The organism is Leisingera sp. ANG-M6 (assembly GCF_000813905.1).
In the GTDB taxonomy this organism is placed as follows: Bacteria; Pseudomonadota; Alphaproteobacteria; order Rhodobacterales; family Rhodobacteraceae; genus Leisingera.
In genome coordinates this window covers 46,930-69,902 of sequence record NZ_JWLG01000002.1, presented here as the reverse complement: position 1 = coordinate 69,902, position 22,973 = coordinate 46,930, and the positions used below count along the sequence as shown (strand labels likewise).

General features: G+C 63.7%; 25 protein-coding genes. 11 read left to right on the top strand and 14 right to left on the bottom strand.

Annotation, left to right across the window (positions count from 1 at the left end; translation table 11 throughout):
* Positions 1-54: 54 nt before the first annotated feature.
* Together pheT and RA24_RS00815 are read right to left on the bottom strand one after the other, a co-directional pair.
* A complete protein-coding gene (pheT, locus tag RA24_RS00820; protein WP_039189082.1) occupies positions 55-2,451 on the bottom strand; it encodes a phenylalanine--tRNA ligase subunit beta in 2,397 nt (798 codons plus the stop codon).
* Positions 2,452-2,540: 89 nt separating this feature from the next.
* Entirely contained in the window at positions 2,541-3,356 is an 816-nt protein-coding gene (locus RA24_RS00815; protein WP_039189079.1) for an alpha/beta hydrolase family esterase, read from the bottom strand.
* Positions 3,357-3,535: 179 nt separating this feature from the next.
* Here RA24_RS00815 and RA24_RS00810 point away from each other — a divergent pair, with 179 nt between their 5' ends.
* On the top strand, positions 3,536-4,666 hold the full coding sequence (locus tag RA24_RS00810) for a DUF2652 domain-containing protein (RefSeq protein ID WP_039189075.1): 1,131 nt from the start codon (positions 3,536-3,538) through the stop codon (positions 4,664-4,666).
* Between the two features lie 585 nt (positions 4,667-5,251).
* Here the strand turns inward: RA24_RS00810 and pheS are convergent.
* Entirely contained in the window at positions 5,252-6,325 is a 1,074-nt protein-coding gene (pheS, locus tag RA24_RS00805) for a phenylalanine--tRNA ligase subunit alpha (protein ID WP_039189073.1), read from the bottom strand.
* 122 nt (positions 6,326-6,447) lie between these two features.
* Positions 6,448-7,341 (bottom strand): LysR family transcriptional regulator, encoded by an 894-nt coding sequence (locus tag RA24_RS00800; protein WP_193747100.1) that lies wholly within the window; start codon positions 7,339-7,341, stop codon positions 6,448-6,450.
* 100 nt (positions 7,342-7,441) lie between these two features.
* Between RA24_RS00800 and RA24_RS00795 the strand changes: the two genes are divergently transcribed.
* The 3 genes from RA24_RS00795 (at position 7,442) to RA24_RS00785 (ending at position 9,092) form a co-directional block, all read left to right on the top strand.
* Complete coding sequence (locus tag RA24_RS00795) at positions 7,442-7,894, top strand: PACE efflux transporter (protein WP_193747099.1); 453 nt, start codon at positions 7,442-7,444, stop codon at positions 7,892-7,894.
* 88 nt (positions 7,895-7,982) lie between these two features.
* Positions 7,983-8,618, top strand: a complete 636-nt coding sequence (locus tag RA24_RS00790; RefSeq protein WP_039189068.1) for a DUF1326 domain-containing protein — start codon at positions 7,983-7,985, stop codon at positions 8,616-8,618.
* 108 nt (positions 8,619-8,726) lie between these two features.
* Positions 8,727-9,092 carry a GFA family protein gene (locus RA24_RS00785; protein WP_342586252.1) on the top strand — a complete coding sequence of 122 codons (366 nt, stop codon included), beginning with the start codon at positions 8,727-8,729 and terminating at the stop codon, positions 9,090-9,092.
* A gap of 3 nt (positions 9,093-9,095) precedes the next feature.
* Here the strand turns inward: RA24_RS00785 and RA24_RS00780 are convergent, their stop codons facing one another.
* Both RA24_RS00780 and RA24_RS00775 read right to left on the bottom strand, forming a co-directional pair.
* Positions 9,096-10,262 carry a sterol desaturase family protein gene (locus tag RA24_RS00780; protein WP_039189247.1) on the bottom strand — a complete coding sequence of 389 codons (1,167 nt, stop codon included), beginning with the start codon at positions 10,260-10,262 and terminating at the stop codon, positions 9,096-9,098.
* 98 nt (positions 10,263-10,360) lie between these two features.
* Positions 10,361-11,128 (bottom strand): AraC family transcriptional regulator, encoded by a 768-nt coding sequence (locus RA24_RS00775; RefSeq protein WP_039189065.1) that lies wholly within the window; start codon positions 11,126-11,128, stop codon positions 10,361-10,363.
* A gap of 68 nt (positions 11,129-11,196) precedes the next feature.
* Here RA24_RS00775 and RA24_RS00770 point away from each other — a divergent pair, with 68 nt between their 5' ends.
* The 3 genes from RA24_RS00770 to RA24_RS00760 all read left to right on the top strand — a co-directional run bounded on the left by RA24_RS00770 (position 11,197) and on the right by RA24_RS00760 (position 14,885).
* Positions 11,197-11,799 (top strand): pyridoxamine 5'-phosphate oxidase family protein, encoded by a 603-nt coding sequence (locus tag RA24_RS00770; protein WP_039189064.1) that lies wholly within the window; start codon positions 11,197-11,199, stop codon positions 11,797-11,799.
* A gap of 150 nt (positions 11,800-11,949) precedes the next feature.
* Positions 11,950-12,999: a PAS domain-containing sensor histidine kinase gene (locus RA24_RS00765; protein ID WP_241480873.1), complete on the top strand. Its 1,050-nt coding sequence runs from the start codon at positions 11,950-11,952 to the stop codon at positions 12,997-12,999.
* A gap of 146 nt (positions 13,000-13,145) precedes the next feature.
* Positions 13,146-14,885 carry an adenylate/guanylate cyclase domain-containing protein gene (locus RA24_RS00760; protein WP_039189062.1) on the top strand — a complete coding sequence of 580 codons (1,740 nt, stop codon included), beginning with the start codon at positions 13,146-13,148 and terminating at the stop codon, positions 14,883-14,885.
* A gap of 58 nt (positions 14,886-14,943) precedes the next feature.
* Here RA24_RS00760 and rplT read toward each other — a convergent pair whose 3' ends face one another.
* The 4 genes from rplT to pyk all read right to left on the bottom strand — a co-directional run bounded on the left by rplT (position 14,944) and on the right by pyk (position 17,393).
* Entirely contained in the window at positions 14,944-15,309 is a 366-nt protein-coding gene (rplT, locus tag RA24_RS00755) for a 50S ribosomal protein L20 (RefSeq protein ID WP_008557989.1), read from the bottom strand.
* 15 nt (positions 15,310-15,324) lie between these two features.
* Positions 15,325-15,525, bottom strand: coding sequence for a 50S ribosomal protein L35 (gene rpmI / locus RA24_RS00750; RefSeq protein WP_019298273.1), 201 nt, complete (start codon positions 15,523-15,525; stop codon positions 15,325-15,327).
* A gap of 116 nt (positions 15,526-15,641) precedes the next feature.
* The gene (locus RA24_RS00745) at positions 15,642-15,863 is read right to left on the bottom strand and encodes a hypothetical protein (RefSeq protein ID WP_019298274.1); all 222 of its coding nucleotides are present in this window, start codon (positions 15,861-15,863) and stop codon (positions 15,642-15,644) included.
* 84 nt (positions 15,864-15,947) lie between these two features.
* Positions 15,948-17,393, bottom strand: coding sequence for a pyruvate kinase (gene pyk, locus RA24_RS00740; RefSeq protein WP_039189061.1), 1,446 nt, complete (start codon positions 17,391-17,393; stop codon positions 15,948-15,950).
* Between the two features lie 120 nt (positions 17,394-17,513).
* Here pyk and RA24_RS00735 point away from each other — a divergent pair, with 120 nt between their 5' ends.
* From RA24_RS00735 to RA24_RS00725, 3 genes are all read left to right on the top strand, one after another.
* Positions 17,514-18,251: an N-formylglutamate amidohydrolase gene (locus RA24_RS00735; RefSeq protein WP_039170462.1), complete on the top strand. Its 738-nt coding sequence runs from the start codon at positions 17,514-17,516 to the stop codon at positions 18,249-18,251.
* 122 nt (positions 18,252-18,373) lie between these two features.
* Positions 18,374-18,613: a DUF6868 family protein gene (locus RA24_RS00730; RefSeq protein ID WP_039170461.1), complete on the top strand. Its 240-nt coding sequence runs from the start codon at positions 18,374-18,376 to the stop codon at positions 18,611-18,613.
* An 80-nt stretch (positions 18,614-18,693) separates the two neighbouring features.
* The gene (locus tag RA24_RS00725; protein ID WP_019294972.1) at positions 18,694-19,008 is read left to right on the top strand and encodes a DUF1244 domain-containing protein; all 315 of its coding nucleotides are present in this window, start codon (positions 18,694-18,696) and stop codon (positions 19,006-19,008) included.
* Between the two features lie 109 nt (positions 19,009-19,117).
* On the opposite strand, the gene RA24_RS00720 is transcribed toward RA24_RS00725, so the two are convergent.
* On the bottom strand, positions 19,118-19,606 hold the full coding sequence (locus RA24_RS00720; protein ID WP_237754612.1) for a winged helix-turn-helix transcriptional regulator: 489 nt from the start codon (positions 19,604-19,606) through the stop codon (positions 19,118-19,120).
* A 73-nt stretch (positions 19,607-19,679) separates the two neighbouring features.
* Between RA24_RS00720 and RA24_RS00715 the strand changes: the two genes are divergently transcribed.
* Entirely contained in the window at positions 19,680-20,507 is an 828-nt protein-coding gene (locus RA24_RS00715; protein ID WP_039189059.1) for a dienelactone hydrolase family protein, read from the top strand.
* 34 nt (positions 20,508-20,541) lie between these two features.
* Here the strand turns inward: RA24_RS00715 and RA24_RS00710 are convergent, their stop codons facing one another.
* The 3 genes from RA24_RS00710 to RA24_RS00700 form a co-directional block, all read right to left on the bottom strand.
* Positions 20,542-21,378, bottom strand: coding sequence for an alpha/beta hydrolase family esterase (locus RA24_RS00710; protein WP_019294969.1), 837 nt, complete (start codon positions 21,376-21,378; stop codon positions 20,542-20,544).
* A gap of 170 nt (positions 21,379-21,548) precedes the next feature.
* Entirely contained in the window at positions 21,549-21,785 is a 237-nt protein-coding gene (locus RA24_RS00705; RefSeq protein WP_019294968.1) for a hypothetical protein, read from the bottom strand.
* Between the two features lie 323 nt (positions 21,786-22,108).
* Positions 22,109-22,969, bottom strand: a complete 861-nt coding sequence (locus RA24_RS00700; protein ID WP_039189057.1) for a D-amino-acid transaminase — start codon at positions 22,967-22,969, stop codon at positions 22,109-22,111.
* Positions 22,970-22,973 lie beyond the last annotated feature (4 nt).

Genomic DNA, 22,973 nt, shown 5'->3' with positions numbered 1-22,973 from the left:
AGTTTTCCTCAAAACTTTTGCCAAGGCTTTTTCTCAAAAGCCTTGGGCAAGCCGTCACCCGCGCAGGGTACCGCCGGTGGCCTTGGTCACCTTGGCGATGATCTTCTCGCTCACCGCCTCGATGTCTTTTTCCTTCAGCGTCTGATCGCTGGGCTGCAGCCGCACGGTGATGGCCAGCGACTTCTTGCCCTCACCCAGAGAGCCGCCGATGAACTCGTCAAAGACGCGCACATCCTCGATCAGCGCCTTATCGGCACCTGCCGCGGCATTGACCAGGGTCAGCGCTTCGACGCTATCATCGACGACAAAGGCAAAGTCCCGCTCCACGGCCTGCAGATCGCTGATTGCCAGCGCCGGGCGGGTGGCAGAGGATTTGCGCGGCAGCGGAATCTCATCCGGGAAGATGGTGAAGGCCACGGCGGCCCCCTTGATGCCCATCTCCTTCAGCACCTTCGGGTGCAGCTCGCCAAAGACGCCGAGGGTCTTTTTCGGCCCCAGACAGATGCGGCCATGGCGGCCCGGGTGCCACCAGGCGGCACCTTCGCGCAGGACCTGCACCTTGGCCGGGGCGCCGATGGCCGCCAGAACCGCCTCGATGTCGGACTTGGCATCATAAAGATCCACTGCGCGCGAGGCCCCATGCACGTCCTTGGGCCCGGTGCGGCCAACCAGCAGGCCCGCAATCTGATTGACCTGCTCGCCCGGCTCACCGCCGGTGAAAGCAGGGCCTGCCTCGAACAGCGCCAGGTCCATGAAGCCGCGCGCCTGGTTGCGGGCCGCAGCCTGCAGCAGGCCTGCCAGCAGGTCCGGGCGCATATGCGACATCTCGGAAGAGATCGGGTTGGCCAGCATTGTGGCATCATCGCCGCCGCCGAACAGCGCAGCAGAGGCCTTGTCGATGAAGCTGTAGCTGACAACTTCGTTGTAGCCGAGGCTGGCGCAGGTGCGGCGTGCCATCTGCTGGCGGCGCTGCTGCGGTGTCATCACCGGCTTCGGGATGCCATCGGTCAGCCGCGGCAGCGGCTTGCCCACCAGCTTGGTCAGCGAAGCAATCCGCGCGACTTCTTCCACCAGGTCGGCCTCGCCCTGCACGTCCGGGCGCCAGCTAGGCACATGCGCCATGCTGCCCTCCAGACGGAAGCCCAGGCGGGTCAGGGTCTGGCGCTGGTCGCTTTCCGGAATTTCCATCCCCACCAGCGATTGCACACGATCCGCATCCAGCTTGTACGCGCGGGAATGATCCGGCACGTCGCCCGCGATCACGACCTCGGACGGCTCGCCGCCGCACAGGTCCAGGATCATCTGGGTCGCGCGGTGCAGGCCCTCGATGGTGTATTCCGGATCGACGCCGCGCTCAAAGCGGTAGCGCGCATCGGAGTTGATCTTGAGCGCCCGGCCCGCCATGGCGATCTGCACGTGATCCCAGAACGCGCTCTCCAGGAACACATCCACGGTTTCCTCGGTGCAGCCGGTCTCCTCGCCGCCCATGATGCCGCCGATGCTCTCGGGACCATTGGCATCGGAGATCACCATCTGGCCCGCGCCGAAGGTGTATTCCTTCTCATCGAGCGCCTTCAGCATCTCGCCGCCAACCGCGCGATGAACGCGCAGATCGCCCGCGACCTTGGCGGCATCAAACACATGCAGTGGGCGGTTCTGGTCGAAGGTGAAGAAGTTGGTGATGTCCACCAGCGCCGAAATCGGGCGCAGGCCGATCGCCTTCAGCCGGTCCTGCAGCCACTGCGGGCTGGGGCCGTTCTTCACGCCCTTGATCACCCGGCCCGCAAACAGCGGGCAGCCGTCCAGGGTGTCCTCGTCGATTGTGACCTTGACCGGGCTTGCGAAGTCGCCCGGGATCGCCTCATACGCGCGGGTCTTGAGTGTGCCGAGGCCGCGCGCTGCCAGGTCGCGGGCAATACCATAGACGCCCAGCGCATCGGGGCGGTTCGGAGTGATCGCAATCTCGATCACCGGATCGACCTTGGCCGGATCATTCTCCGCCAGCCAGTCCACGAATTTGTCGCCAACCGCGCCGGAGGGCAGCTCGATGATACCGTCATGTTCTTCCGACAGCTCCAGCTCGCGCTCGGAGGCCATCATGCCAAAGCTCTCGATGCCGCGGATCTTGCCGACGCCGATGGTGATGTCGAGGCCGGGGATATACATGCCCGGCTTGCAGACCACCACGGTGATGCCTTCGCGCGCGTTCGGTGCGCCGCAGATGATCTGCAGCTCGCCTTCGTCGGTGTCCACCTTGCAGACCCGCAGCTTGTCGGCATCCGGGTGCTTCTCGGCGTGTTTCACATAGCCGAGGGTAAAATCCTTCAGCGCGTCCGCCGGATTGACGACCTCTTCGACCTCAAGACCCAGATCGGTCAGGGCATCAGTGATCTCTTCCACCGAGGCGTCGGTGTCGAGGTGGTCTTTCAGCCAGGAAAGCGTGAATTTCATCGGTCGGGGACCCCTTGGCAGACATGCGTGTTTGACCTGAGGCAATGGCAAAGAATGCGCCAAGGTTCAAGGGTTCAGCACGCCAGCACTCAAGGATAGCTGGGAGTGAGGTTCAAAAGCTCATCCAATTGCCGCCCGATCCAGCCATGCGGGATGAAATGACCGCCGGGATGGGTGTCCAGCACCACCTGCCCTTGCGTGCAGCCCGCCCAGACCGTGCGGTCCAGCTTGAGGAACTCTACCACCTGCCACTGCCCCAGCGCCCGTGCCGCACCGCAGCCCAGCCGCGCCCGCCACAGCGCTACCGGATAGGTCCGCTCGCCGCCGGGGCCATAGGGGAAATCCATCACCGTATCCTTCAGCCCGTGCACATGGCGCACCTCGCGCGGGGCCTCAGTGCAATTCTCAGTTTGCTGGATGGTGCCTGCCACCGCCAGCAAAGCCGCCACATCATTGCCGCTGTGGCAGACATAACGCCAGGCCATGGCAGAGCCATAGGAGTAGCCGGAGACGTAAATGCGATCCGGATCAACCGGGTAACGTTCGGCGACGTCCGCCAGCACCCGGTCGGCAAAAGCAACGTCATCTGTTTCCGCGGACCAGAAATCCCAGGTCTTGTTGCGCCCGTTCGGCGTCACCAGCAAGACACCCCGCCGCTTGGCAGAGACCCCCACCCGCTCGCTTTTCTGCGCATGGCGCCCGGTGCGCGACCAGCCGTGGAAATGCAGCAGAATCGGCAGGGGCGAGGTCCCGTCCCAGCCCTCCGGCTCCATCACATGATAGGAGCGGTCACCCAGTTCGCAGGGCGTTGCGCCAAGGCATTCAGCGGGTTTTGACGGCCCCATGGCGGCAGCGGCAGTAGCCCACAGCAGGGCGGCGGAGAGAGAAAGAACTGCTCGGATCATTCGCCCTAGGGTAGCCACAACGCCGCAGCTGTCACGTCACAAGTTTGTGGGGCGCGTGCGGCTGCGCCGATGCCTGGCCACAAACTGGCAACCCACCCCTCAAACATTCCCGACACGCGATGTTTTGAGATTCCCCCATCTTCGCGCATACTGATCCCCTCACTGCCAGGGAGACACCGATGACGGATCAGCATTCCGGGGTTCAAAACGCCTTCTTCGTCATTGCCGACCTGTCGGGCTACACCAAATTCATGGCCGGCACCCCGCTGGAGCATTCCAAGGGCATCCTCGATGCGCTCTTCGGCAGCCTGATCCCCGCTATCCGCGCACCGCTTCAGATCTCCGGCCTGCAGGGCGATGCGGTCTTTGCCTATGCCTTCGAAAGCGAGGTGATGACCAAGCAGTTCATCCTCGACTTTGCCGAAAGCCTTTACTGCATTTTCGCCCGCGAAAAGGAGAAAATGATCCTCAACACCGGCTGCACCTGCGATGCCTGCAGCAAGATCGGCGATCTGGAGCTGAAACTGGTGGTGCATCACGGCGAATGCATCCTGCAGGACACAAGGGGCAGCAACGAGCTGGCCGGCCCCGACGTGATCACCGCCTTCCGGCTGCTCAAGAACTCGGTCACCGAACGCACCGGCCTCACCGCCTATACGCTTATTTCCTGCGATGCGCTGCGGGCGATGGATCTGGTCGATTTCTTTGAGGAGAGCGAGTTTCACAGCGAGGACATCGAACACATCGGCCCGGTTGAGTACGTGGTGCGCGACATGCGTGTGGCCTGGCAGCGCCGCCGCTCAACCGAGCGCAGCTTTGTCGGCGCCACGGATGACCTGCTGTTTGACGAATGGATCGTCCCGCTGGCCGTCTCGCCTGAGATCGCCTTTACCATCTGCACCCGCCCCGATCTGCGGACCGAATGGCTGGGCGCCGACAGGATGGACCTGCTGAACACCAACAAGGGCAAGATCGAACCCGGCACGATGTATCACTGCTACCACGGCGACGCGCTGTTTCCTTACGAAGTGCTGGACTGGAACCCCGGCGAATATGTCACCGGCCGCTACAACCTGCCGATGGGGCTGATGATGTATGAAACCATCGAGATGGAGGAGGTCGGCGGCGGAACATTGGTCAAGTTGCGCTATGCCAAGACGCGTTCCCCCAAGCTCCTGGGCAAGCTGATGGCCGGCATGATCAACCGCAAGCTCCGCGGCTTCATCATTCCTGACAAGGAAAACCGGGTCGCCAAGATCAAGGCGCTGGGAAAACGGTTGGGCGGCGAACCAGCGGCAGCGCCTGCCTGAGATGCCCTGGCCAAGCCGCGCCACCGCCTGACCGCGGGGAGGCGATCCAACGGCCGTGTGTGGCAGTTTATCCCGGCCCAATCCGTACGACGTCTAACTGGTGCGCTTGCGCATCCAAATCGCCTGCCCGTGCGGGCGGTCTCTCGTGCATTGCAAAGCTATGCACTGCCGACAGGCGATTGCTCGCAATCGCCGAGAGGCAAGCGATGGCGCGGCGGCCTCTCGGCCTTGATTCCGCGCTTAGAGCTGAACCCGATCGCACCGTTACTTGACGCGATCGCACCCGCACCAAGACTTAGCACGCCTAGTCGGAACTCGCATGCTAGGAGCTGCGAAATCAGCAAACATTTACACTTACATGCGCTTGGCCCAAACTTTCTGGTGAGCATGCAGAAACTTTGAAGCCATAGGAGCTGCAATGAGAATATAAGCAGCTCCGACCAACGCCGGTGCATGCGCAATCAGCAACCAGCATGGCACAACTGCACAAACCGGGATGGCAAAACCAGCCCACCACGGAATTCTTTCGCAAAACGCAGTACACCAGTCATAGTACCGCGCCAGAAAAATCCCGATTAGATACACTTACCGGCTCAAACCGCCATGCAGCGCCGGCATGTCCAGGCTCTGGAAGCCGTAGTGGCGCAGCCAGCGCAGGTCGCTGTCGAAGAAGGCGCGCAGGTCCGGGATGCCGTATTTCAGCATCGCCAAACGGTCAATGCCGATGCCGAAGGCAAAGCCCTGGTAGATCTCCGGGTCGATGCCGCCGGCCGCGATCACCTTGGGATGCACCATGCCGGAGCCGAGGATCTCCATCCAGTCGTCACCCTCGCCGATCTTAAGCGTGCCGCCCTCCCAGGAGCAGCGGATATCCACCTCTGCCGACGGCTCGGTGAAGGGGAAATGCGAGGCGCGGAAGCGCAGCTCGACGTCATCCACTTCAAAGAAGGATTTGACAAACTCCTCCAGCACCCACTTGAGGTTCGCCATCGAGATGTCCTTGTCCAGCGCCAGGCCTTCGACCTGGTGAAACATCGGCGTGTGGGTCTGGTCGTAGTCGGCGCGGTAGACCCCGCCCGGGCAGATGATGCGCAGCGGCGCGCCCATCTTCTCCATCGAGCGTATCTGCACCGGCGAGGTATGGGTGCGCAGCACATGCGGCGGGCGGTTGTCGCCCTCGGCACGGTGCATGTAGAACGTGTCCATCTCGGCGCGCGCCGGATGGTGGCCGGGAATGTTCAGCGCATCGAAGTTATACCAGTCGGTGTCGATCCGCGGCCCTTCGGCAACCGAGAAGCCCAACTCAGCAAAGATCGCGGTGATCTCTTCCTGCACCTGGCTGATCGGATGCAGGCTGCCCTGGCGGGCGGGGCGCGACGGCAGGGTCACGTCCAGCCATTCGGTGCGCAGGCGCTCATCCAGTGCGGCATCTTCCAGGCCCGCCTTCTTGGCCGCCAGCGCCGAGTTGATCTCATCCTTCAGCGCGTTCAGCGCGGGACCTGCCACCTGGCGTTCTTCCGGGGTCATCTTGCCCAGCTCGCGCATCTTCAGCGCCACTTCGCCCTTCTTACCGACGGCGGCAAGGCGGATCGCCTCCAGCGCCGACTCGTCGGCGGCCTCTGCAATCTGACCCAGGTATTTGGCTTTAAGATCGTCCATCACGGCCCCTCGAATTCTGCTTGTGCCCTGCTACCACAAGGGCGCGCGAAAGCAAGAGGGCGGGGGCGGATGCAACAACGGTGTGTCACCAAGGCGCGCCGCCGTGGCGGGTGCCAGCGCCTTCACCCCCGCCACGCCTCCTGCGGCAGCCTTAACAGGTTCTGCTGCAGCCATTGCCCGGCCTGCCCCAGCACCCGCTGCGACGTCCAGACCACGTCGATGCCGGCCAGCGCATCGCTCTGCTGGAAGCCATAGCGCAACCGCACCAGGGCGCCGCTGTCCAGATGCGGCTGCACCGCGGGCAGCGGCAGTTCGGCCCAGCCCAGCCCCTGCCGCAGCAGCTCGATAATCATCCCCGGGCTTTCCGCGCACCAGAGAGAGGCGCTGTAGGCCTCACCGATCAGCCAGCGGGCCTCCTGCGAGCGGCTTTGCAGCACCAGCTGCCGGTGCGCCCGCAGGTCGCGGTGCGCGAGGGGGCCAAGGGCAGCCAGCGGGTGATCCCGCCCGCAAACCGGCACCGCCACCGTGTGGCCAACGCCGCGGAACTGGAACCCCTCCGGGTAGCTCTCCTGCTCCGTCATCAGCCCCAGATCGGCGCGGCCTTCCTTCAGCAATGCGGCCGTATCATTGGGTCCCGCCGACAGAATCTCCACCGCCACATGCGGAAAGGCCTCGGCAAAGCCGCGCAGCGCCTCCAGCAGCGGCGCCTGGTTCAGTCCCTGCTCCACTGCCAGGCACAGGCTGTCCTCCACCCCCTCGGCCATCGACGCAGCTTTGGCGGTAAACTCCCGCTGACCCAAAAGAATGCCGTGCGCATGCGGCAGCATCTCGCGGCCCGCCTTTGTCAGCGCAGGCGACCGTCCGCTGCGGTCGAACAGCTGCAGGCCGCAGTCGATCTCCAGATTGGCAATTGCAGTGGACACCGCCGACTGCGCCTTGCCCATCCTGCGCGCCGCGGCTGAGAAGGAGCCCAGTTCGGCGGCCAACACAAAGGCCTGCAGGGTTTCCGGAGACATCATGGACCACCCATCTGATTTTCAGATACATACTGACTGGAAGCATCATGAAATAGGGATAGAACAAAGACAACGCCCAGACTTCAAAAGGAGGCACAGAATGGCAGGCAAAGTTGCAATGCGTACCGCAAGGGACCGGCTGCGCTATACCGTCAGCTTCGAAATCCTGCTGATGGCAATGCTGGTGCCCGTTGGCGCAGCATTCTTTGACAAACCGCTCAGCGACATCGGCCTCCTGGGCGCCTTCCTGTCCGTGAAGGCAATGCTGCTGAACCTCCTCTACAACTGGATCTTCGATCACGCGGATGCCAGAGCAGGCCGGGTCGCCAGCGACCGCTCGCCGCTGGGCCGCCTGCTCCATGCCGCAGGGTTCGAGGCAACGCTGCTGCTGACCTCGCTTCCAGTCTATATCTGGTGGCTGAACCTGGGCCTGCTGCAGGCGCTGGCCGCAGACCTGACGGTGACCTCCTTCGTGGTGGTCTACACCTACGGTTTCACCCTCGCCTATGACCGCCTGTTCCCGGTCGCAGCGGCGGCGAACAGCAGCTCCTGACCTGCCGCCCGGCAGAGCCTGCGGTTTTATGCTATACTTGCGGCGCGCGGCACAGCGCATCCCATTCAGCAGCAACCGGAGGACAGCCATGGCACATGTGGATTGGTATATCGAAGGCCCCAGCTTCGGGAACTGCAACTGCAACTACGGCTGCCCCTGCCAGTTCGAGGATCTGCCCACCCATGGGCATTGCACCGGGTTCGAGGTGATCCGTATCGACAAGGGCCATTTCGGCAGCACCGACCTGACCGGCACCCGCGCAGCGCTGTTCTACGCCTGGCCCGGCCCGGTTTTCGAGGGCAAGGGGGCGCTGCAGGCGATCATCGACGACCGCGCCACCGACGCCCAGCGCGCGGCGCTGGAAACCGTGATGCTGGGCGGCGAAACCGATGAGGAAGCCACCCACTGGTGGGTGTTCCGCGCCATGTGCGACACCGTGCACGAGACGCTGATCAAGCGGATCGACTACGAAGTCGACATCGAAAACCGCACTGCCAAACTCGACATCGAAGGGCTGGTCACTTCAACCGGCCGGCCGATCCAGGCCCCACATGGCGGCGGCGAGCACCGGGTCCGCATCGATATCCCCGGCGGCATCGAGTTCACCCTGGCCGAGATCGGCAGCGCCAGCACCAAGTCTGACGCGGCGATCAAGCTGGACCTGGATGACAGCTATGGCCAATGGGCCATCATCCGCCACGGTCCGCACGGAATCGCGGCCTGATATGCCCGCTCCGCTGGTGTAACAGGCGTTTCCAGACCTGTCGCTGTCGCCCGCGGGCCTGCACAGTGTGCATCCTGTTGCATCTTATCTGCGTATTCCACTCAACTTATGAGGCCAGTGATGGAAACCTACTCCGGGACCTGCCATTGTGGCGCAGTCCGCTTCACCTTCCGCACCCGGGAAATCTCCAGCGCCATGCTTTGCGACTGCTCGATTTGCTCCCGCAGAGGGGCTGGCTTGACACCGGAAACCATCCCGCCCGCCGATATGCACATCACGGCTGCCCCCGGCACCCTGAAAACCTACCAGTTCGGCACCAAGACCGCGCAGCACCATTTCTGCGGCACATGCGGCATCCACACCTTTGTGGAAACCCGCCTCAACCCTGGGCACTACCGGGTGAACCTCGGCTGCATCAAGGGACTGGATGCGCTGCGGCTGCCATCAGAAATCTACGACGGCCAAAACCTCTGAGCCTCAGCCCTTGCCACCCTCATCCGGCTTCTTCTTCCAGCGCTTTTGGTTGAACGGGTACAGGAATTGCCGCCAGTAGCCGTTTGGCACCGTGTCACCGGCCACCCCGTATTTCGACGGCCATTCCTTCTCCGGCAGGTGGTGGGTGCCAAACAGCCAGTCATAGAGCGGGAAATGCGAGGCATAGTTGATGTCGATCGCCGCCCGCTCGCTGCCATGATGCCAATGGTGATAGCGCGGGGTGACCAGGAACCGCTCCACAAAGCCCAGCTTCCAGCCGATATTGGCGTGGATGAAGCTAGAGTAGAAATAGACGATCAGCAGATAGCCCTGGATCGCCTCCGGCTTGAAGCCGAGCGTAAACATCGGCACTGCAGTCAGCCCGCGCAGCACCGCGATCTCGATGAAATGCATCCGCGCCCCGGCCAGCCAGTCCATCTTCTTGGCGGAGTGGTGGATCGCATGGAAATGCCACAGCGCCGGGAAGGTGTGAAAAGCGCGGTGCACCCAGTACTGCACGAAATCCGTTGCCGCCATGATGATCAGCACCTGCATCGCAAAGGGCAGATTGGTGATATGGGCGCGGATCCCCTCCAGATTGAATTCGGTGTTCACATAGTTCGCGGGCGCCATGGTCAGGAACGTTAGCACCTGCACCAGCATGGAACTGATCAGATAATAGAACATGTCCTCGCGCCATTCGGTGCGGAACACGGTCTGCTCGCGCCGCGCTGGAAAGACCCGCTCCAGCGGCACGAACAGAAAACCCACCAGCAGCACGTTCACGACAAAATAGTCGAGCCCGAAATACAAGCTCTGCGGAGCCTCGCCCGCGTGCTGGGGCTGCGCCGTAGCCATCAGCGAGGCAACTACAGACAGACCCAGCGCCGCCCAGCCCAGGCTTTTCTGGCGGCTCAGGATCAGGCTCAGCAGCGACAGCGCATAGCCCGCCAGCAGCACAAACCGCAGGAAGGCGGTCACATAGCCGCTGGAATGCACAAATGCGATCTGCGGATAAGAGAACGTCTCAGGGTACCAGCGCAGCAGCACCAGCAGCAGCCCGGTGATGGCCGCCAAAAGCGCCATTGAGCCCGACAGCCAGCCGCTGCCCAGCGGCCGAACCTCGCGCGGGGATTCCAGTTGCGCGATCACATTCCGGATGAATTTCATGCCTGCCTCATTGCCGCCGTTCCGGCGCAACCTGCCACAGATAGCAGCGGCCTGCGACTACGGAAATCATGACACCGGCCAGCCGTCCTCGCCGGGCGTCACACCAGCCGCCGCATCATCGCCAGCAGCGACTGGCGGCTGGCGTAGCCCAGCCTTTGCGCCACCTGCTCCAACCGCGCGCCGCGTGCCTCTGCCCGCAGTGCGATCTGGCAGCGCAGCCGGTCGCGCCAGCCACCGAAACTCAGCCCCGTCTGCTGCTGGAACCGGCGGGTGAAGCTGCGGCGGCTCATCCCTGCCAGCGCCGCCCAATGGTCAAGCGTGTGCGGCGCGCCCGGTGCGCCGATCAGCGCATCGCAGACCCGCTGCAGCCGCGCGTCCGCAGGGTACGGCAGCGCCAGCGGGGATTTCGGCGCCGCCGCCAGTTCTATCAGGATCAGCTGGCTTAGATGGTGCGCCCGCGGCGGCAGCGGCCAGGGATTGTTCATGGCGCACAGCGCCGCAATCAGCCCCGCCAGCAGCGGCTCCACGGTCACCGCCCGGCACTCCGCCATCATCTCCGCCCCAGATGCCGCCGGATCGATATAGAGCGACTGCAGCTGCACTTCGCCCGCCATGCGGATCTCGTGCAGCATTCCCGCCGGCACGATCAGCCCAGACCCCGCAGGCACCGCCCAGCTGGTGCCGCCGGCCTCTGCCATCATCAGCCCGGCCACTGCATAGACCAGCTGGTGGCGCGGGTGGTCATGCCAGGCGGAGATATAGCCGTCCGCGTATGAGCGCGCGTAGGATGCCACCCCATGCGGCAGCATCTGCACCGCATCGGACGAAGGCGATCCCCGCCGCCGGATATCCGCATTCTGGCCCATTTGCGCAAAAACTGGCCCCATCGCCGCGAAAGGGCAAGCTAAAACGCAACCAAAAGGAGGCCGGCCCCATGCAGACCATCACCAGCACCAATGAGCTTGAAGAGATCTACGGCGCCCCGGTGCCGCAATCGCTGACCAAGGTCACCACCCGCCTGACGCCGCTCTACCGCGACTGGATCGGCGCCTCGAGGTTCCTGGTGCTGTCCACCGTTGGCCCCGAGGGCACAGACGCCACCCCGCGCGGCGATGACGGCCCTGTGGTGCATATGGCGGACGAGCGCACCCTCTGGCTGCCCGACTGGCGCGGCAACAACCGCATCGACAGCTTGCGCAATATCGTCCGCGACAGCCGCGTCAGCCTGATGTTCATGGTGCCTGGCTGCAACAACGTGGTTCGGGTGAACGGCACCGCCGTGCTGACCGCGGCCGAGGCCATTCGCTCCCATTTTGCCCGCAAATCCCTGCGGCCCGCGACTGTGGCGGTAATCACGATTCAAGAGCTCTATTTCCAATGCGCCAAGGCGCTGATGCGCTCCCGCCTGTGGGACCTGGAGGCGAACCGCCCCGCGGTGCCCACCGCTGGCCAGTTCCTGAAAGAGCAGGAGGAGAGCTTTGAGGCAGAGGCATATGACGCAGGATATGCGGAATACGCCAAGTCCCGCATGTGGTGATGGCGTTTCCGCGGCTGCCCGTCTGGTCCAGCGAGGCAAACGCATGCCGCAGCAGACAGTTTTTCCCGCAAGTGCGGCACCTTAGCGCTTGCCAGCAGGCAGGCAACCTGTGCAAGTTGCAGACCTGCCGTCCCAAAGAGATGTACTGCCGTGCCCACACAAATGGACCGCACCAGCCAGACCTGGAAGGTCACGCCAGACCTGTTGGGCATCATCGACGCCTCCGGCATCTTCACAGACACAAACCCGGCCTGGTTCACCACGCTGGGCCTGCTGCCGGAAGAGATCGAAAGCCGCCAGTTCTTCGACTTCCTGCACCCCGACGACATGTCCCGGACCGAGGCCGCCTTTGAGCGCGTCAAGCAGGGCAAGCCGGTGCTGCAGTTCGAAAACCGCTACCGGCACAAGGACGGCAGCTATCGCTGGCTGTCCTGGAACGCGGTTCCGGAAGGCGAACGCTTTTACTGCAGTGCCCGGGATGTAACCAAAGCCAAGGAAAACGCCGCCAATCTGGCCTCCCGCGAGCAGGAAGCCCATTTCCGCGAGCAGTTCATCGCTGTGCTGGGCCACGATCTGCGCAACCCGCTGTCGGCGATCGGCGCCACGCTGCGGCTGTTGGAGAATGAACCGCAATCAGCCAAGGCGCTGGAGATCCTGGCGCTCGGGCGCCAGTCCGTCACCCGGATGTCGGCGCTGATCAACGACATTCTGGACTTTGCCCGGTCGCGCCTTGGAGAAGGCATTGAAATCACGCGGTCGGACAGCGCGGAGCTGCGGCCGGTCCTGGCGCAAACGGTTGAGGAAATCCGGCTGGCAAATCCGGGCACCCCGATCACCGAGAACTACAGTTTCACCGACCCGCTGAACTGCGACACGGACCGCATCGCCCAGCTGGTCTCCAACCTTCTGTCCAATGCAGTGACTCACGGCGCCCAAGGCAAACCGGTCATCGTGACAGCCCGCGAGGACGGCAGCGATTTCACTCTGTCCGTTGCCAACCAGGGGGAACCGATCCCTGAGGCAACCATGGCCCTGCTGTTCGAACCCTTCACCCGCACCCACACCCGCGAGTCGCAGAACGGCCTGGGCCTCGGCCTCTACATCGCCCAGCAAATCGCCAAGGCGCATGGCGGCCTGATCGTGGCAGCGTCGGATCGCCAGCAAACCATCTTTACCCTGCGGATGCCGCGCCAAGGCTGAGCACGGCAGGGGTCAGCAAATATTCGGCGCTGTTTTCTGCTTTCGGTTCCTTGCACCCGATAGCAGCAGCTTTCTGCACCTCAGCACTGGGAACTGGTTTTTTACCACCGCTCCCGCTACCCTGACCCAAAGGGGAGGGCCAGTGGATGGAGCGCCGCCTGGCTGCAATTCTAGCAGCAGATGTCGTGGGTTATTCCAAACTCGTTCAGGCGGACGAGGCGGCAACGCTCAAACGGATGAAAGTCATCTGGAGCGAAATCTTCATCCCTCTTGTGACCGGAAACAGGGGCCGCATCTTCAAGACCATGGGCGATGGCGCCCTTGCTGAATTCGCCAGCGCCGTGGATGCGGTGGAATGTGCGGTTGCGCTGCAAAACGCTCTGCGCGCAAGAAATTCTGAAAACGCAGATCTGGACCCGATTGATTTCAGGATAGGCATCAACCTGGGCGACATCGTTGTCGAGGGCGACGACGTGCTGGGTGAAGGCGTCAACGTCGCCGCCCGGCTGGAAGCCGCCGCGCCCTGCGGCGGCGTTCTGACCTCCGACCACGTGCACAGCCAGGTCCGCGGCAAAGTGGGCGCCACCTTCATCGACGCCGGCAAGATCAGCCTCAAGAACATCGACGGCCCCTTCCGGGTCTGGCGCTGGGACGGCGGCACGTCCACAGCCAAACCTGCAGCCCGGAAACGGGAAAAACTGTCCATCGCTGTGCTGCCCTTCACCAACATGTCCGCCGACCCAGAGCAGGAGTTTCTTGCCGACGGGCTAAGCGAGGACATCATCACCGGACTGTCGAAAATCCGCTGGTTCCTGGTGATCGCCCGCAATTCCACCTTCACCTACAAAGGCCAGGCCGTCGACATCAAACGCGTCGCCGCCGAACTCGGCGTTCGCTACGTGCTCGAGGGCAGCGTGCGGCGGGCCGGCAACCGCGTCCGCGTCACCGCGCAGCTGATTGATGCGCCGACCGGACTGCATGTCTGGGCGGAACATTACGACCGTGAGCTGCAGGATATTTTCGATCTGCAGGACGAGATCACCCGGACCATCGTCGGCCGGGTGGAGCCGGAAATGGCCGCTGCCGAACGCGAAAAGGCAATCAGCCGCAGAACAGAAAGCCTGGATGCCTGGGCCTGCTACCAGCGCGGCCTCTGGCACATGTGGGACTACAGCCGCGAGGACCACCAGAAGTCTCTGGACCTTCTCCGGCGGGCAACAGAGCTTGATCCGGAGTTTTCCACCGCGCACGCGTATCTGTGCTACGCCTACTATGAGGGCGTGGTAATGGGCTGGCCGGACGACCCGGAGCACCATCTGGAACTGGGCATGGCGTCCGCACGCCGCGCCTTGCAGATCGACGACACCGACCCGGTGGGTTATTTCGCCATCGGCCGGATCCACATGATGCAGGGCAGCCACGACTTGTCGATTGCAGCGCTGCAGCGGGCGATCCAGCTCAACCCCAGCTTCAGCCAGGCGCACCACGGGCTGGGCATGGTGCTGACCCTGGCCGGCCGCCTGGACGAAGCGCGCGCCTGCGAAGAACGTGTCGAGCCGTTGAGTCCGCGCGATCCGATCCTCTGGGCGACGACAATTACCCATGCGCTGGCGGATGTGCTGGCCGGAGATACAGAGGCCGCCCTGGCCTGGGTGGACAAGACAATGCAGCTGCCCCGGGCAACCGGCTATTGGCCGCATGCGGTCAAGGCAGCCGCCCTGGTGCAGGCCGGGCGCCTGGACGAGGCCAGGGTCTCAGTACAGACCGCGATTGGCGAACTGCCGAAACTATCCCTCAGCTACCTGGCCCGCAGCCTGCCCGTCAAACATCCCGGCGGCCTGGATCCCTATCTGAACGCGCTCCGTACGGCAGGGTTGCCGGAATAGCGGCAACAAAAAAGGCCGCCCCGATGGGCGGCCTTCTCTGAATTCGAACTCTGGAACCTTAGGCTGCCAGCGCGTCCTGTGCCTGACGGACGATCGCACCGAAGGCTTCGGGCTCGTGCACGGCCAGGTCGGCCAGAACCTTGCGGTCCACTTCGATGCCGGCCAGGGTCAGGCCGTTGATGAAGCGGGAGTACGTCAGCGCTTCGTCGTGCGAACGCACAGCAGCGTTGATACGCTGGATCCACAGCGCGCGGAAGTTGCGCTTGCGGTTCTTACGGTCGCGGGTTGCGTACTGGTTGGCCTTGTCGACGGCCTGACGGGCAACCTTGAAGGTGTTCTTGCGGCGGCCGTAGTAACCTTTGGCTGCCTTGATGACCTTCTTGTGACGGGCGTGAGTTGTGGTACCACCTTTAACGCGGGACATATCTCAGATCTCCTCTTAGCGGTCGTAGGGCATGAAGCCCTTGACGATCTTTGCGTCCGGTGCGGACAGGGTGGTGGTGCCGCGGGCGTCACGGATGAACTTGGTGGTGCGCTTGATCATGCCGTGGCGCTTGCCGGCCTGACCCGCTTTCACCTTGCCGGTGGCGGTAATCTTGAAGCGCTTCTTGGCGCTCGACTTTGTCTTCATCTTGGGCATTTCCGTCTCCTTCAATGCAGGTTCGCTAGACGCGCGACTCGGCATGCCTCGACGGCCGGCCGCGCGGAACAGAGCTGCCCTTTAAGCAATGCTGGCAGGATGGGCAAGCGGATTCTCTAAAGTAGGCGCCCGACGACCCTGAAAAACACGTCCGGGATCTCATCAATCGCATATCCGCCAGGTTTCTGCACCACGGCATAGGCGATCAGCGAGATGGCGATCAATATGGTGAGAATTGACGCCCGCGGCGGGCGGCGTTCACTCAGGGAGGACATGACCGATGGCACCGTGAATGCCGCAATCACCAGCCCCAGGATCAACGCCAGATCCGTATCCATGAACCATCTCCCCCATGACCTCAGCAACCTGAGAGATGGTAGGGGCAGGTGGCGGCATTTCAATCGCCGCCGGCCGCCTTGGGGTCATTCCGGATCGGTGCTGTAGATCAGCCGCTCGTCGCAGGGGGCGATGCGCAGGATGTTGGTGGTGCCCGGCACGTTGAAGGGCACGCCGGCAGTCACCACGATCTGGTCGCCCTCGGAGGCGTAGCCGCCCGACCGCGCCGCCCGCGCGGCGCTGACCACCGCGCCCTTGAACCGGTCCAGCTCCGGCGTCATCACGCATTTGCAGCCCCAGCTGAGGCACAGCCGGCGGGCAGTGGCGCTGACCGGGGTCATGGCGATGATGGGCACACCAGGGCGTTCCCGCGCGGTCAGCAGCGCGGTGGTGCCGGACTGGGTGAAACAGCAGATCGCCTTGATCTCGGTCTTCTCCGCAATCTCCCGTGCTGCGGCGACGATTCCGTCAGCCACCGTGGTGCCCTTGGCTGAGCGCGAAGACGCGATGATCTGGGTGTAAGTCGGGTCAGCCTCAACTTCGACCGCCACCTTGTCCATGGTCTGCACCGCTTGCACCGGATACTGGCCCGCCGCGCTCTCGGCGCTCAGCATTACCGCATCGGCGCCCTCATAGATGGCGGTGGCAACGTCGGAGACCTCGGCCCGGGTCGGCATCGGGCTTTCGATCATGCTTTCCAGCATCTGGGTTGCCACGATCACCGGCTTGGCCGCGGCCCGGCACTTGCGCACCAGACGTTTCTGGATCGGCGGCACCGCCGCCACCGGCAGCTCCACCCCCAGGTCGCCGCGTGCCACCATGATACCGTCAGAGGCATCCAGAATGGCCTCGAAATCCTCCACCGCCTGCGGCTTTTCAATCTTCGACAGCACCGCCGCGCGGCCATCGGCCAGTGCGCGCGCCTCATAAACATCCTTGGCCCGCTGCACAAAGGACAGCGCCAGCCAGTCCACCCCCAGGGCGCAGACAAATTCCAGGTCCGCACGGTCCTTCTCGGACAAGGCCGCCAGCGGCAGCACCACGTCGGGCACATTTACGCCCTTGCGGTTCGAAATCGTGCCGCCGGTCTCCACCGTGCAATCAGCAAAGTCCGGGCCGCAGTCATCCACCACCAGGCGGATCTTGCCGTCGTTCACCAGCAGGTGCGCACCCGGCTCCAGCGCCTGGAAAATCTCCGGATGCGGCAGGCACACGCGCGACACGCCGCCCTCCGCCTCATCCAAGTCGAGGCGGAACTTCGCCCCCTCCTCCAGGTCTTCGGCGCCGTTGGCAAACACACCCACCCGCAGCTTCGGCCCCTGCAAGTCAGCGAGAATCGCAATCGGGCTGTCCAGGTCCTGCTCCACCTGGCGGATGATCTTGTGCTTCTCGGCGATCTCCGGGTGGCTGCCGTGCGACATGTTCAGGCGGAACACATCTGCGCCCGCCTCATGCAGCGCGCGGATGGTCTCGTAGGTCTCCGAGGCCGGCCCCAAAGTGGCGACAATCTTCACATTGCGCGATCGTTTCATTGGGGTCCTCTCCTTCGGATCTCGTCTTCATGTTACCGCAAACAGCTCGGGGTGCTTATCCCCCAATTCCCATTTCCGCGCAACTCCCGTAAAGAGAATGCGGCAAAACATATCAGGCTCATGACATACACACCGTTTTTTGTTCACGGCGCAGACCGTCCCGCCCGCTGGCTGATCACCTGCGACCACGCAACCAACCATGTGCCGGATTTTGCCGGCGGCGGCGACCTCGGCCTCCCGCGCGAGGACATGGAGCGCCACATCGCCTATGACGTCGGCGCCTATGAGGTGTCCAAGCTCTTGGGCGAGATGCTGGACGCGCCGGTGGTGGCCTCGAATTTCTCCCGCCTGGTGATCGACCCCAACCGCGGCGAGGACGACCCGACCCTCTTGATGAAGCTCTATGACGGCACCATCATCCCGGCCAACCGCCACGCGGGCGAGGCAGAACTGAAGGAGCGGCTGGAAAGCTGCTACCGCCCCTACCACCGGGCGCTGGCCCGGCTGGCAGAGCGGCCGCGCACGGTGATCGTCTCGGTCCACAGCTTCACCCGCCAGCTGCGCGGGCGTGCGCCGCGGCCCTGGGAAATCGGCATCCTGTTCCCCGAGGGCGAGCGGTTCTCGCCCTTCGTCATTGAGGAGCTGAACCGCGAGGACGGCCTGTGTGTGGGCGTCAATGAGCCCTACACCGGCTATCTGCCCGGCGACGCGATCGAAACCCATGCCACCAAGCCGGGCCGCCCCAACACGCTGGTCGAGCTGAGGAACGATCTGATTGCAGAGCACGAGGGCCAGCACGAATGGGCCGAGCGCCTCGCCCGTATCCTGCCCAAGGCACTGGACGCCTCTGAGCTCTGACCTGCCGGGCACCGGAATTCGGCGCGAATTCCGGCTCGGAAAACGGCGCTGACATTGCAGAACGGGCCGCGCGCACCCATATTTGTAACGGAAACGCGGGATTTTCGGGGAAAGGAGCAGTCATGACCCAGGAAACCCTTTCTGCCTTTTTCGGATGGCTGACCGTTTTGCATATCGGACTGTTCACCCTCTCTGCCGTGCTTCTGATGCTGATGCGGGACTGGGTGGCTGGGCTGCACGCCCGCATGTTCGGGCTGGCGCCCGCGGATGTCAGCCTGACGGTCTACCGCTGGCTCGGCACCTATAAGATCGTGATCTTTGCCACCGCGCTGGGGCCCTGGCTGGCGCTGCAGCTGATCTGACCAACCGCCCGCCCCCATTGCCCGCCCCTGTCCCGGCTGCTAGGCCTGCGGGGACGCAAGACAACTCCGGAGCCACTGCCATGGACAAGCAAACCGAGATCGAAATCCAGGCCGCCGCCTTCCGCCGCCTGCAAAAGCACCTGATGGAAGACCGCACCGATGTGCAGAACATCGACCTGATGAACATGGCCGGCTTCTGCCGCAACTGCCTGGCCCGCTGGTACCAGGAAGCCGCCAACGAGCGCGGCATCGAGATGGGCAAGACCGAAGCGCGTGAAATCTACTATGGCATGACCATGGATGAGTGGAAGGCCAACTACCAGACCGAGGCCAGCGCCGAGAAACAGGCGGCCTTCGAGGTGGCGTTCAAGGAAAACGTGACCGACAAGCAGTAAGCAGCTGCTCCGCTAAACCGGGACAGAGGGGCGCTGCCCCTCTTGGCCGTGCGGCCAATTCACCCCGGAGTATTTGCCCAAAGGTGAAAGAACCGGGTCGGCCGCAGCCTCAGCCTCTCAGCCGCAGGGCCGCGCGCGCTGGATCAACCGGCGCACCATCCGCATCCATCAGCCCCACCCGCAGCGGCGCACCGCTCTCCCGGTCCACCACCCCGACCGGTGCCGCGCCGCCGGTGACATGCGCCTCCCCCCATTGCGCCAGCGCCAGAAAGGTCAGCGCCAATCCGCGCCCGGCTTCGGTCAGCACATAGGCCTGGCGCACCCGGTCGCCCGCCTCCTGATAGGGCTGCTTCTCCAGCACCCCGCGCGCCACCAGGCTGTTCAGCCGGTCCGTCAGCGTCGAGCGCGGCGCCTTCAGGTCTTCGCGCATGTCGTCATAGCGGCAAACGCCATAGAAAGCCTCCCGCAGGATCAAGAGCGTCCAGCGGTCGCCGAGGATTTCGGCGGCCAGCGCCATCGGGCACTGCTCCTTGGGCACCAGGGCGCGGCGGCGGACGGCGGGCAGGGTTTCACGGGAATCAGAAGCTGGGTTTGACATGCGGACCCAGATAGGGGATTTCTACCTGAGTTCAAAATTTAGACTCAGATTCGCATTCGAAAGGACAGCCCCGATGACCCAGCAGCGCCCGATGGACCGCGACGATACGCTCGAAGACTTCGAGCCGCGCCGGATCACCCTCAACGATGCGGAGAAAACCGTGCATGTGTCCGGCAACGGCCCGGCGGTTATCGTGATGGCGGAAATGCCCGGGATCAGCCCGCATGTGGCCCGCTTTGCCCGCTGGGTGCGTGATGCAGGCTTCACCGTCTACATGCCCTCGCTGTTCGGCAAGGACGGCGCCGTGGCCACCGCAGAGGACGGCGCAGAGGTGTTCCGCCGCGCCTGCGTCAGCGCCGAATTCCGCGCCTTTGCGGGCAATGGCGCCAGCCCGGTCACCCAGTGGCTGCGGGCGCTGGCACGGCTTGCGCATGAGGAATGCGGCGGTCCCGGCACCGGTGCCATCGGCATGTGCTTCACCGGCAATTTCGCCCTGTCGATGATGCTGGAGCCCGCCATGCTTGCTCCGGTTCTGGCGCAGCCCTCTCTGCCGCTGGACAACCCGGCGGGTGTCGAAAGCCCGCCAGAGGAACTGGCCGCTGTGCGTGAGCGGCTGGAGCGCGAGGACCTCACGGTGCTGGCCTACCGGTTTCAGGGTGACGACTTCTGCCAGGCGCAGCGCTTTGCGGCTTATGCCGAAGCCTTGGGAGAGCGCTTTGACGCCCGCACCCTGCCGGACAGCGCCGCCGCTGCCGAAGTGCCGCCGTTCTTTGCCAAACACGTCCCCACCCCGCACAGCGTGGTCACCGCGCATTTGGTGGATGAGGCAGGCAGCCCGACCCTGACCGCACGGGATGAGATCCTGGCATTCTTCAGGCAACGGCTAACAGCAGGCAGCTGATCTAACGGGCGGCGGCGCTGCCTCGCCCGCCGCCTCAGCGCTCCAGGCTTTCAAACCAGTCCAGCGCCATAGTGCTCCATCCCTTGGGCAGGCCATGGCCGCCCTTGTGCAGGATCAGCTCAAGCCCGCCGGCTTCACAGTCCCAGCGCTTGCGCCAGATGCCATCTTCGATCTGATGGTCAGCAGCATTTCTGCGGCAGCTGTTTTCGCGCCGCCACAGCTGCAGACCTTCCCAGATGTCAGCCTGTATGATCTCGGCCACCGAGCCCTGAATTACCCGGCCTTCCAGCGGCACCACCTTGTCGGTAAACCCGTGAATGTGCAGCAGCTTCACCGGCCCCTTGCAGTCCCGTACCATTGGCAGCCAGAAGCCGCCGGAAACCGGAACATAGGCGGCTGCGAACTCCGGCATCTGGCAGGCCGCATCCCAGACCATAGAGCCGCCGCGGGAAAAGCCGCTCAGCAGCAGCTGGTCCGGCTCTACCCCGGCACGCTCCGTGGCATCCGCCAGTACATCGCGCAGGAATACCAGGTCACGGCGCGGATAGGTGTTCCAGCCGTCACGCACCGACCAGTCGGCGGGTTTGCCCTCTGCCCAAGGCAGCCCGCTGGGGGCAATCACCGCATAGCCGCGACGGCTGAAAGCCCCCACCAGCCCGGTATTGGCAATCACCTTGGCACCGCTGCTGCCGTAGCCATGCAGGAACATCACTGCCGGCCCGCCCTGCCAGCCCTCCGGCAAAGCCAAGTGGTAGTCACCGCCATCTATCGGGCACGGCGTCTCCCCGCCGCACGGCGCGGCCTCTTCCGCTGCTCCTGTTGGCGCGGCCAGCAGCCCCGCTATCAGCAGCATCCATATCCGGCTCAGCATCTGCGCCCCTCCCCCATACGGTACAGAACCGAGGCTAGCACAATCCGCAGGCGCTGCAGCTGACAGGAACAAGAAAAAGGCCGCCCGTTCTGGGCGGCCGCTGCAAAATGTCTTACTTAAATTCCCTGGACCACCGGTCCGCAGCAGGGCGCGCACCCCCGATGGCGCGCCTAGCCGCGGAAGCGGCCCAGAAGCCGGGAGGCCAGTGCACCAGAGGCCGGACGTTCCCGCGCCAGGAGCTTGCCAGCCAGCCACCCCCGGCTGGCAGGCGCCTCGGCATAGTCGGGATGCTCCACTACTTCTGCGGTCAGCACCTGACGGACAGCGGCCAGAATTTCCGCGTCGCTCGGCTCTGCGGCCTGGCTGTTCACGGCTTCCCCGATCTCTGGCTGATAACACTGTTGCATCTGGCACCTCCATGGTCTGCGGCTCTGGCTGGCGGCCCCCCTGGCCGGCTCCTATCACCTGAAATCAGGTTACCGCATTCCTGACGCGACGGGGTCATTTTGTGTAAAATTAGTTAAAATCCTGAGCCGAAGCAGGGGTTTTCCGGGACAGTCGTTCGGCCAGCCGCCCATTGTTGCCAGAGGCTGGAAAATACGCAGTCTCACCGCTTTCAAGGCCTCGCTTTCCGGACCAGCCATACGGCCCGGAACAGCCGAATTGATTCTCTTTTGAACAAAAAGACCGCCCCGAAGGGCGGCCTTTCGTAACAGTGCGGCAAGCAGCCTCAGACGGCTTTCTTGCGGCTTTCCTCCAGGTAGATCTCGCGCAGACGCTTGGCGATCGGACCGGGGATGCCGTCGCCGAGCTGCACGCCGTCGATCTCGACCACCGGCATCACAAAGGCGCTGGCGGAGGTGGTGAAGGCCTCATCCGCCTCCTTGGCTTCCTCGATGGTAAACAGACGCTCCTCGATCTCCATCTGAGCCTCTGCCGCCAGACGCAGCACCGCGGCGCGGGTGATGCCGTGCAGGATATCGTTGGACAGCGGACGGGTCACGATCTTGCCGTTCTTGACGTAATAAGCGTTGTTGGAGGTGCCTTCGGTCACATAGCCGTCTTCGATCAGCCAGGCATCATCGCAGCCTGCCTTCTTGGCCATCATCTTGCCCATCGACGGGTACAGCAGCTGAACGGTCTTGATGTCGCGGCGGCCCCAGCGGATGTCCTCGATCGAGATGATCTTGGCGCCTTTGGCAGCGGCCGGGCTGTCCGCTAGGCCGGGCTTGTTCTGGGTGAACAGCACCAGGCTCGGCGGGGTGTCTTCGGACGGGAACACAAAGTCCCGGTCACCGTCAGAGCCGCGCGAGACCTGCAGGTAAACCAGCCCTTCTTCGATGCCGTTCAGCTCCACCAGCTTGCGGTGGATCTCCAAGAGCTCCTCCTTGGAGCAGGGCGACGCCATGTCCAGCTCTTTCAGCGAGCGGTCCAGGCGCACGGCGTGGCCTTCAAAGTCGATCAGCTTGCCGTCCAGAACCGAGGTCACCTCATAAACCGCATCGGCAAACAGAAAGCCGCGGTCAAAGATCGAAACCTTGGCTTCACCCTCGGGCAGGTATTCGCCATTCACATAAACGGTACGGGTCATCTTG

Coding starts and splice junctions, on each gene's coding strand:
- pheT (WP_039189082.1), bottom strand. CDS start 2,451: ATGAAATTCACGCTTTCCTGGCTGAAAGACCACCTCGACACCGACGCC.
- RA24_RS00815 (WP_039189079.1), bottom strand. CDS start 3,356: ATGATCCGAGCAGTTCTTTCTCTCTCCGCCGCCCTGCTGTGGGCTACT.
- RA24_RS00810 (WP_039189075.1), top strand. CDS start 3,536: ATGACGGATCAGCATTCCGGGGTTCAAAACGCCTTCTTCGTCATTGCC.
- pheS (WP_039189073.1), bottom strand. CDS start 6,325: ATGGACGATCTTAAAGCCAAATACCTGGGTCAGATTGCAGAGGCCGCC.
- RA24_RS00800 (WP_193747100.1), bottom strand. CDS start 7,341: ATGTCTCCGGAAACCCTGCAGGCCTTTGTGTTGGCCGCCGAACTGGGC.
- RA24_RS00795 (WP_193747099.1), top strand. CDS start 7,442: ATGGCAGGCAAAGTTGCAATGCGTACCGCAAGGGACCGGCTGCGCTAT.
- RA24_RS00790 (WP_039189068.1), top strand. CDS start 7,983: ATGGCACATGTGGATTGGTATATCGAAGGCCCCAGCTTCGGGAACTGC.
- RA24_RS00785 (WP_342586252.1), top strand. CDS start 8,727: ATGAGGCCAGTGATGGAAACCTACTCCGGGACCTGCCATTGTGGCGCA.
- RA24_RS00780 (WP_039189247.1), bottom strand. CDS start 10,262: ATGAAATTCATCCGGAATGTGATCGCGCAACTGGAATCCCCGCGCGAG.
- RA24_RS00775 (WP_039189065.1), bottom strand. CDS start 11,128: ATGGGCCAGAATGCGGATATCCGGCGGCGGGGATCGCCTTCGTCCGAT.
- RA24_RS00770 (WP_039189064.1), top strand. CDS start 11,197: ATGCAGACCATCACCAGCACCAATGAGCTTGAAGAGATCTACGGCGCC.
- RA24_RS00760 (WP_039189062.1), top strand. CDS start 13,146: ATGGAGCGCCGCCTGGCTGCAATTCTAGCAGCAGATGTCGTGGGTTAT.
- rplT (WP_008557989.1), bottom strand. CDS start 15,309: ATGTCCCGCGTTAAAGGTGGTACCACAACTCACGCCCGTCACAAGAAG.
- rpmI (WP_019298273.1), bottom strand. CDS start 15,525: ATGCCCAAGATGAAGACAAAGTCGAGCGCCAAGAAGCGCTTCAAGATT.
- RA24_RS00745 (WP_019298274.1), bottom strand. CDS start 15,863: ATGGATACGGATCTGGCGTTGATCCTGGGGCTGGTGATTGCGGCATTC.
- pyk (WP_039189061.1), bottom strand. CDS start 17,393: ATGAAACGATCGCGCAATGTGAAGATTGTCGCCACTTTGGGGCCGGCC.
- RA24_RS00735 (WP_039170462.1), top strand. CDS start 17,514: ATGACATACACACCGTTTTTTGTTCACGGCGCAGACCGTCCCGCCCGC.
- RA24_RS00730 (WP_039170461.1), top strand. CDS start 18,374: ATGACCCAGGAAACCCTTTCTGCCTTTTTCGGATGGCTGACCGTTTTG.
- RA24_RS00725 (WP_019294972.1), top strand. CDS start 18,694: ATGGACAAGCAAACCGAGATCGAAATCCAGGCCGCCGCCTTCCGCCGC.
- RA24_RS00720 (WP_237754612.1), bottom strand. CDS start 19,606: ATGTCAAACCCAGCTTCTGATTCCCGTGAAACCCTGCCCGCCGTCCGC.
- RA24_RS00715 (WP_039189059.1), top strand. CDS start 19,680: ATGACCCAGCAGCGCCCGATGGACCGCGACGATACGCTCGAAGACTTC.
- RA24_RS00710 (WP_019294969.1), bottom strand. CDS start 21,378: ATGCTGAGCCGGATATGGATGCTGCTGATAGCGGGGCTGCTGGCCGCG.
- RA24_RS00705 (WP_019294968.1), bottom strand. CDS start 21,785: ATGCAACAGTGTTATCAGCCAGAGATCGGGGAAGCCGTGAACAGCCAG.
- RA24_RS00700 (WP_039189057.1), bottom strand. CDS start 22,969: ATGACCCGTACCGTTTATGTGAATGGCGAATACCTGCCCGAGGGTGAA.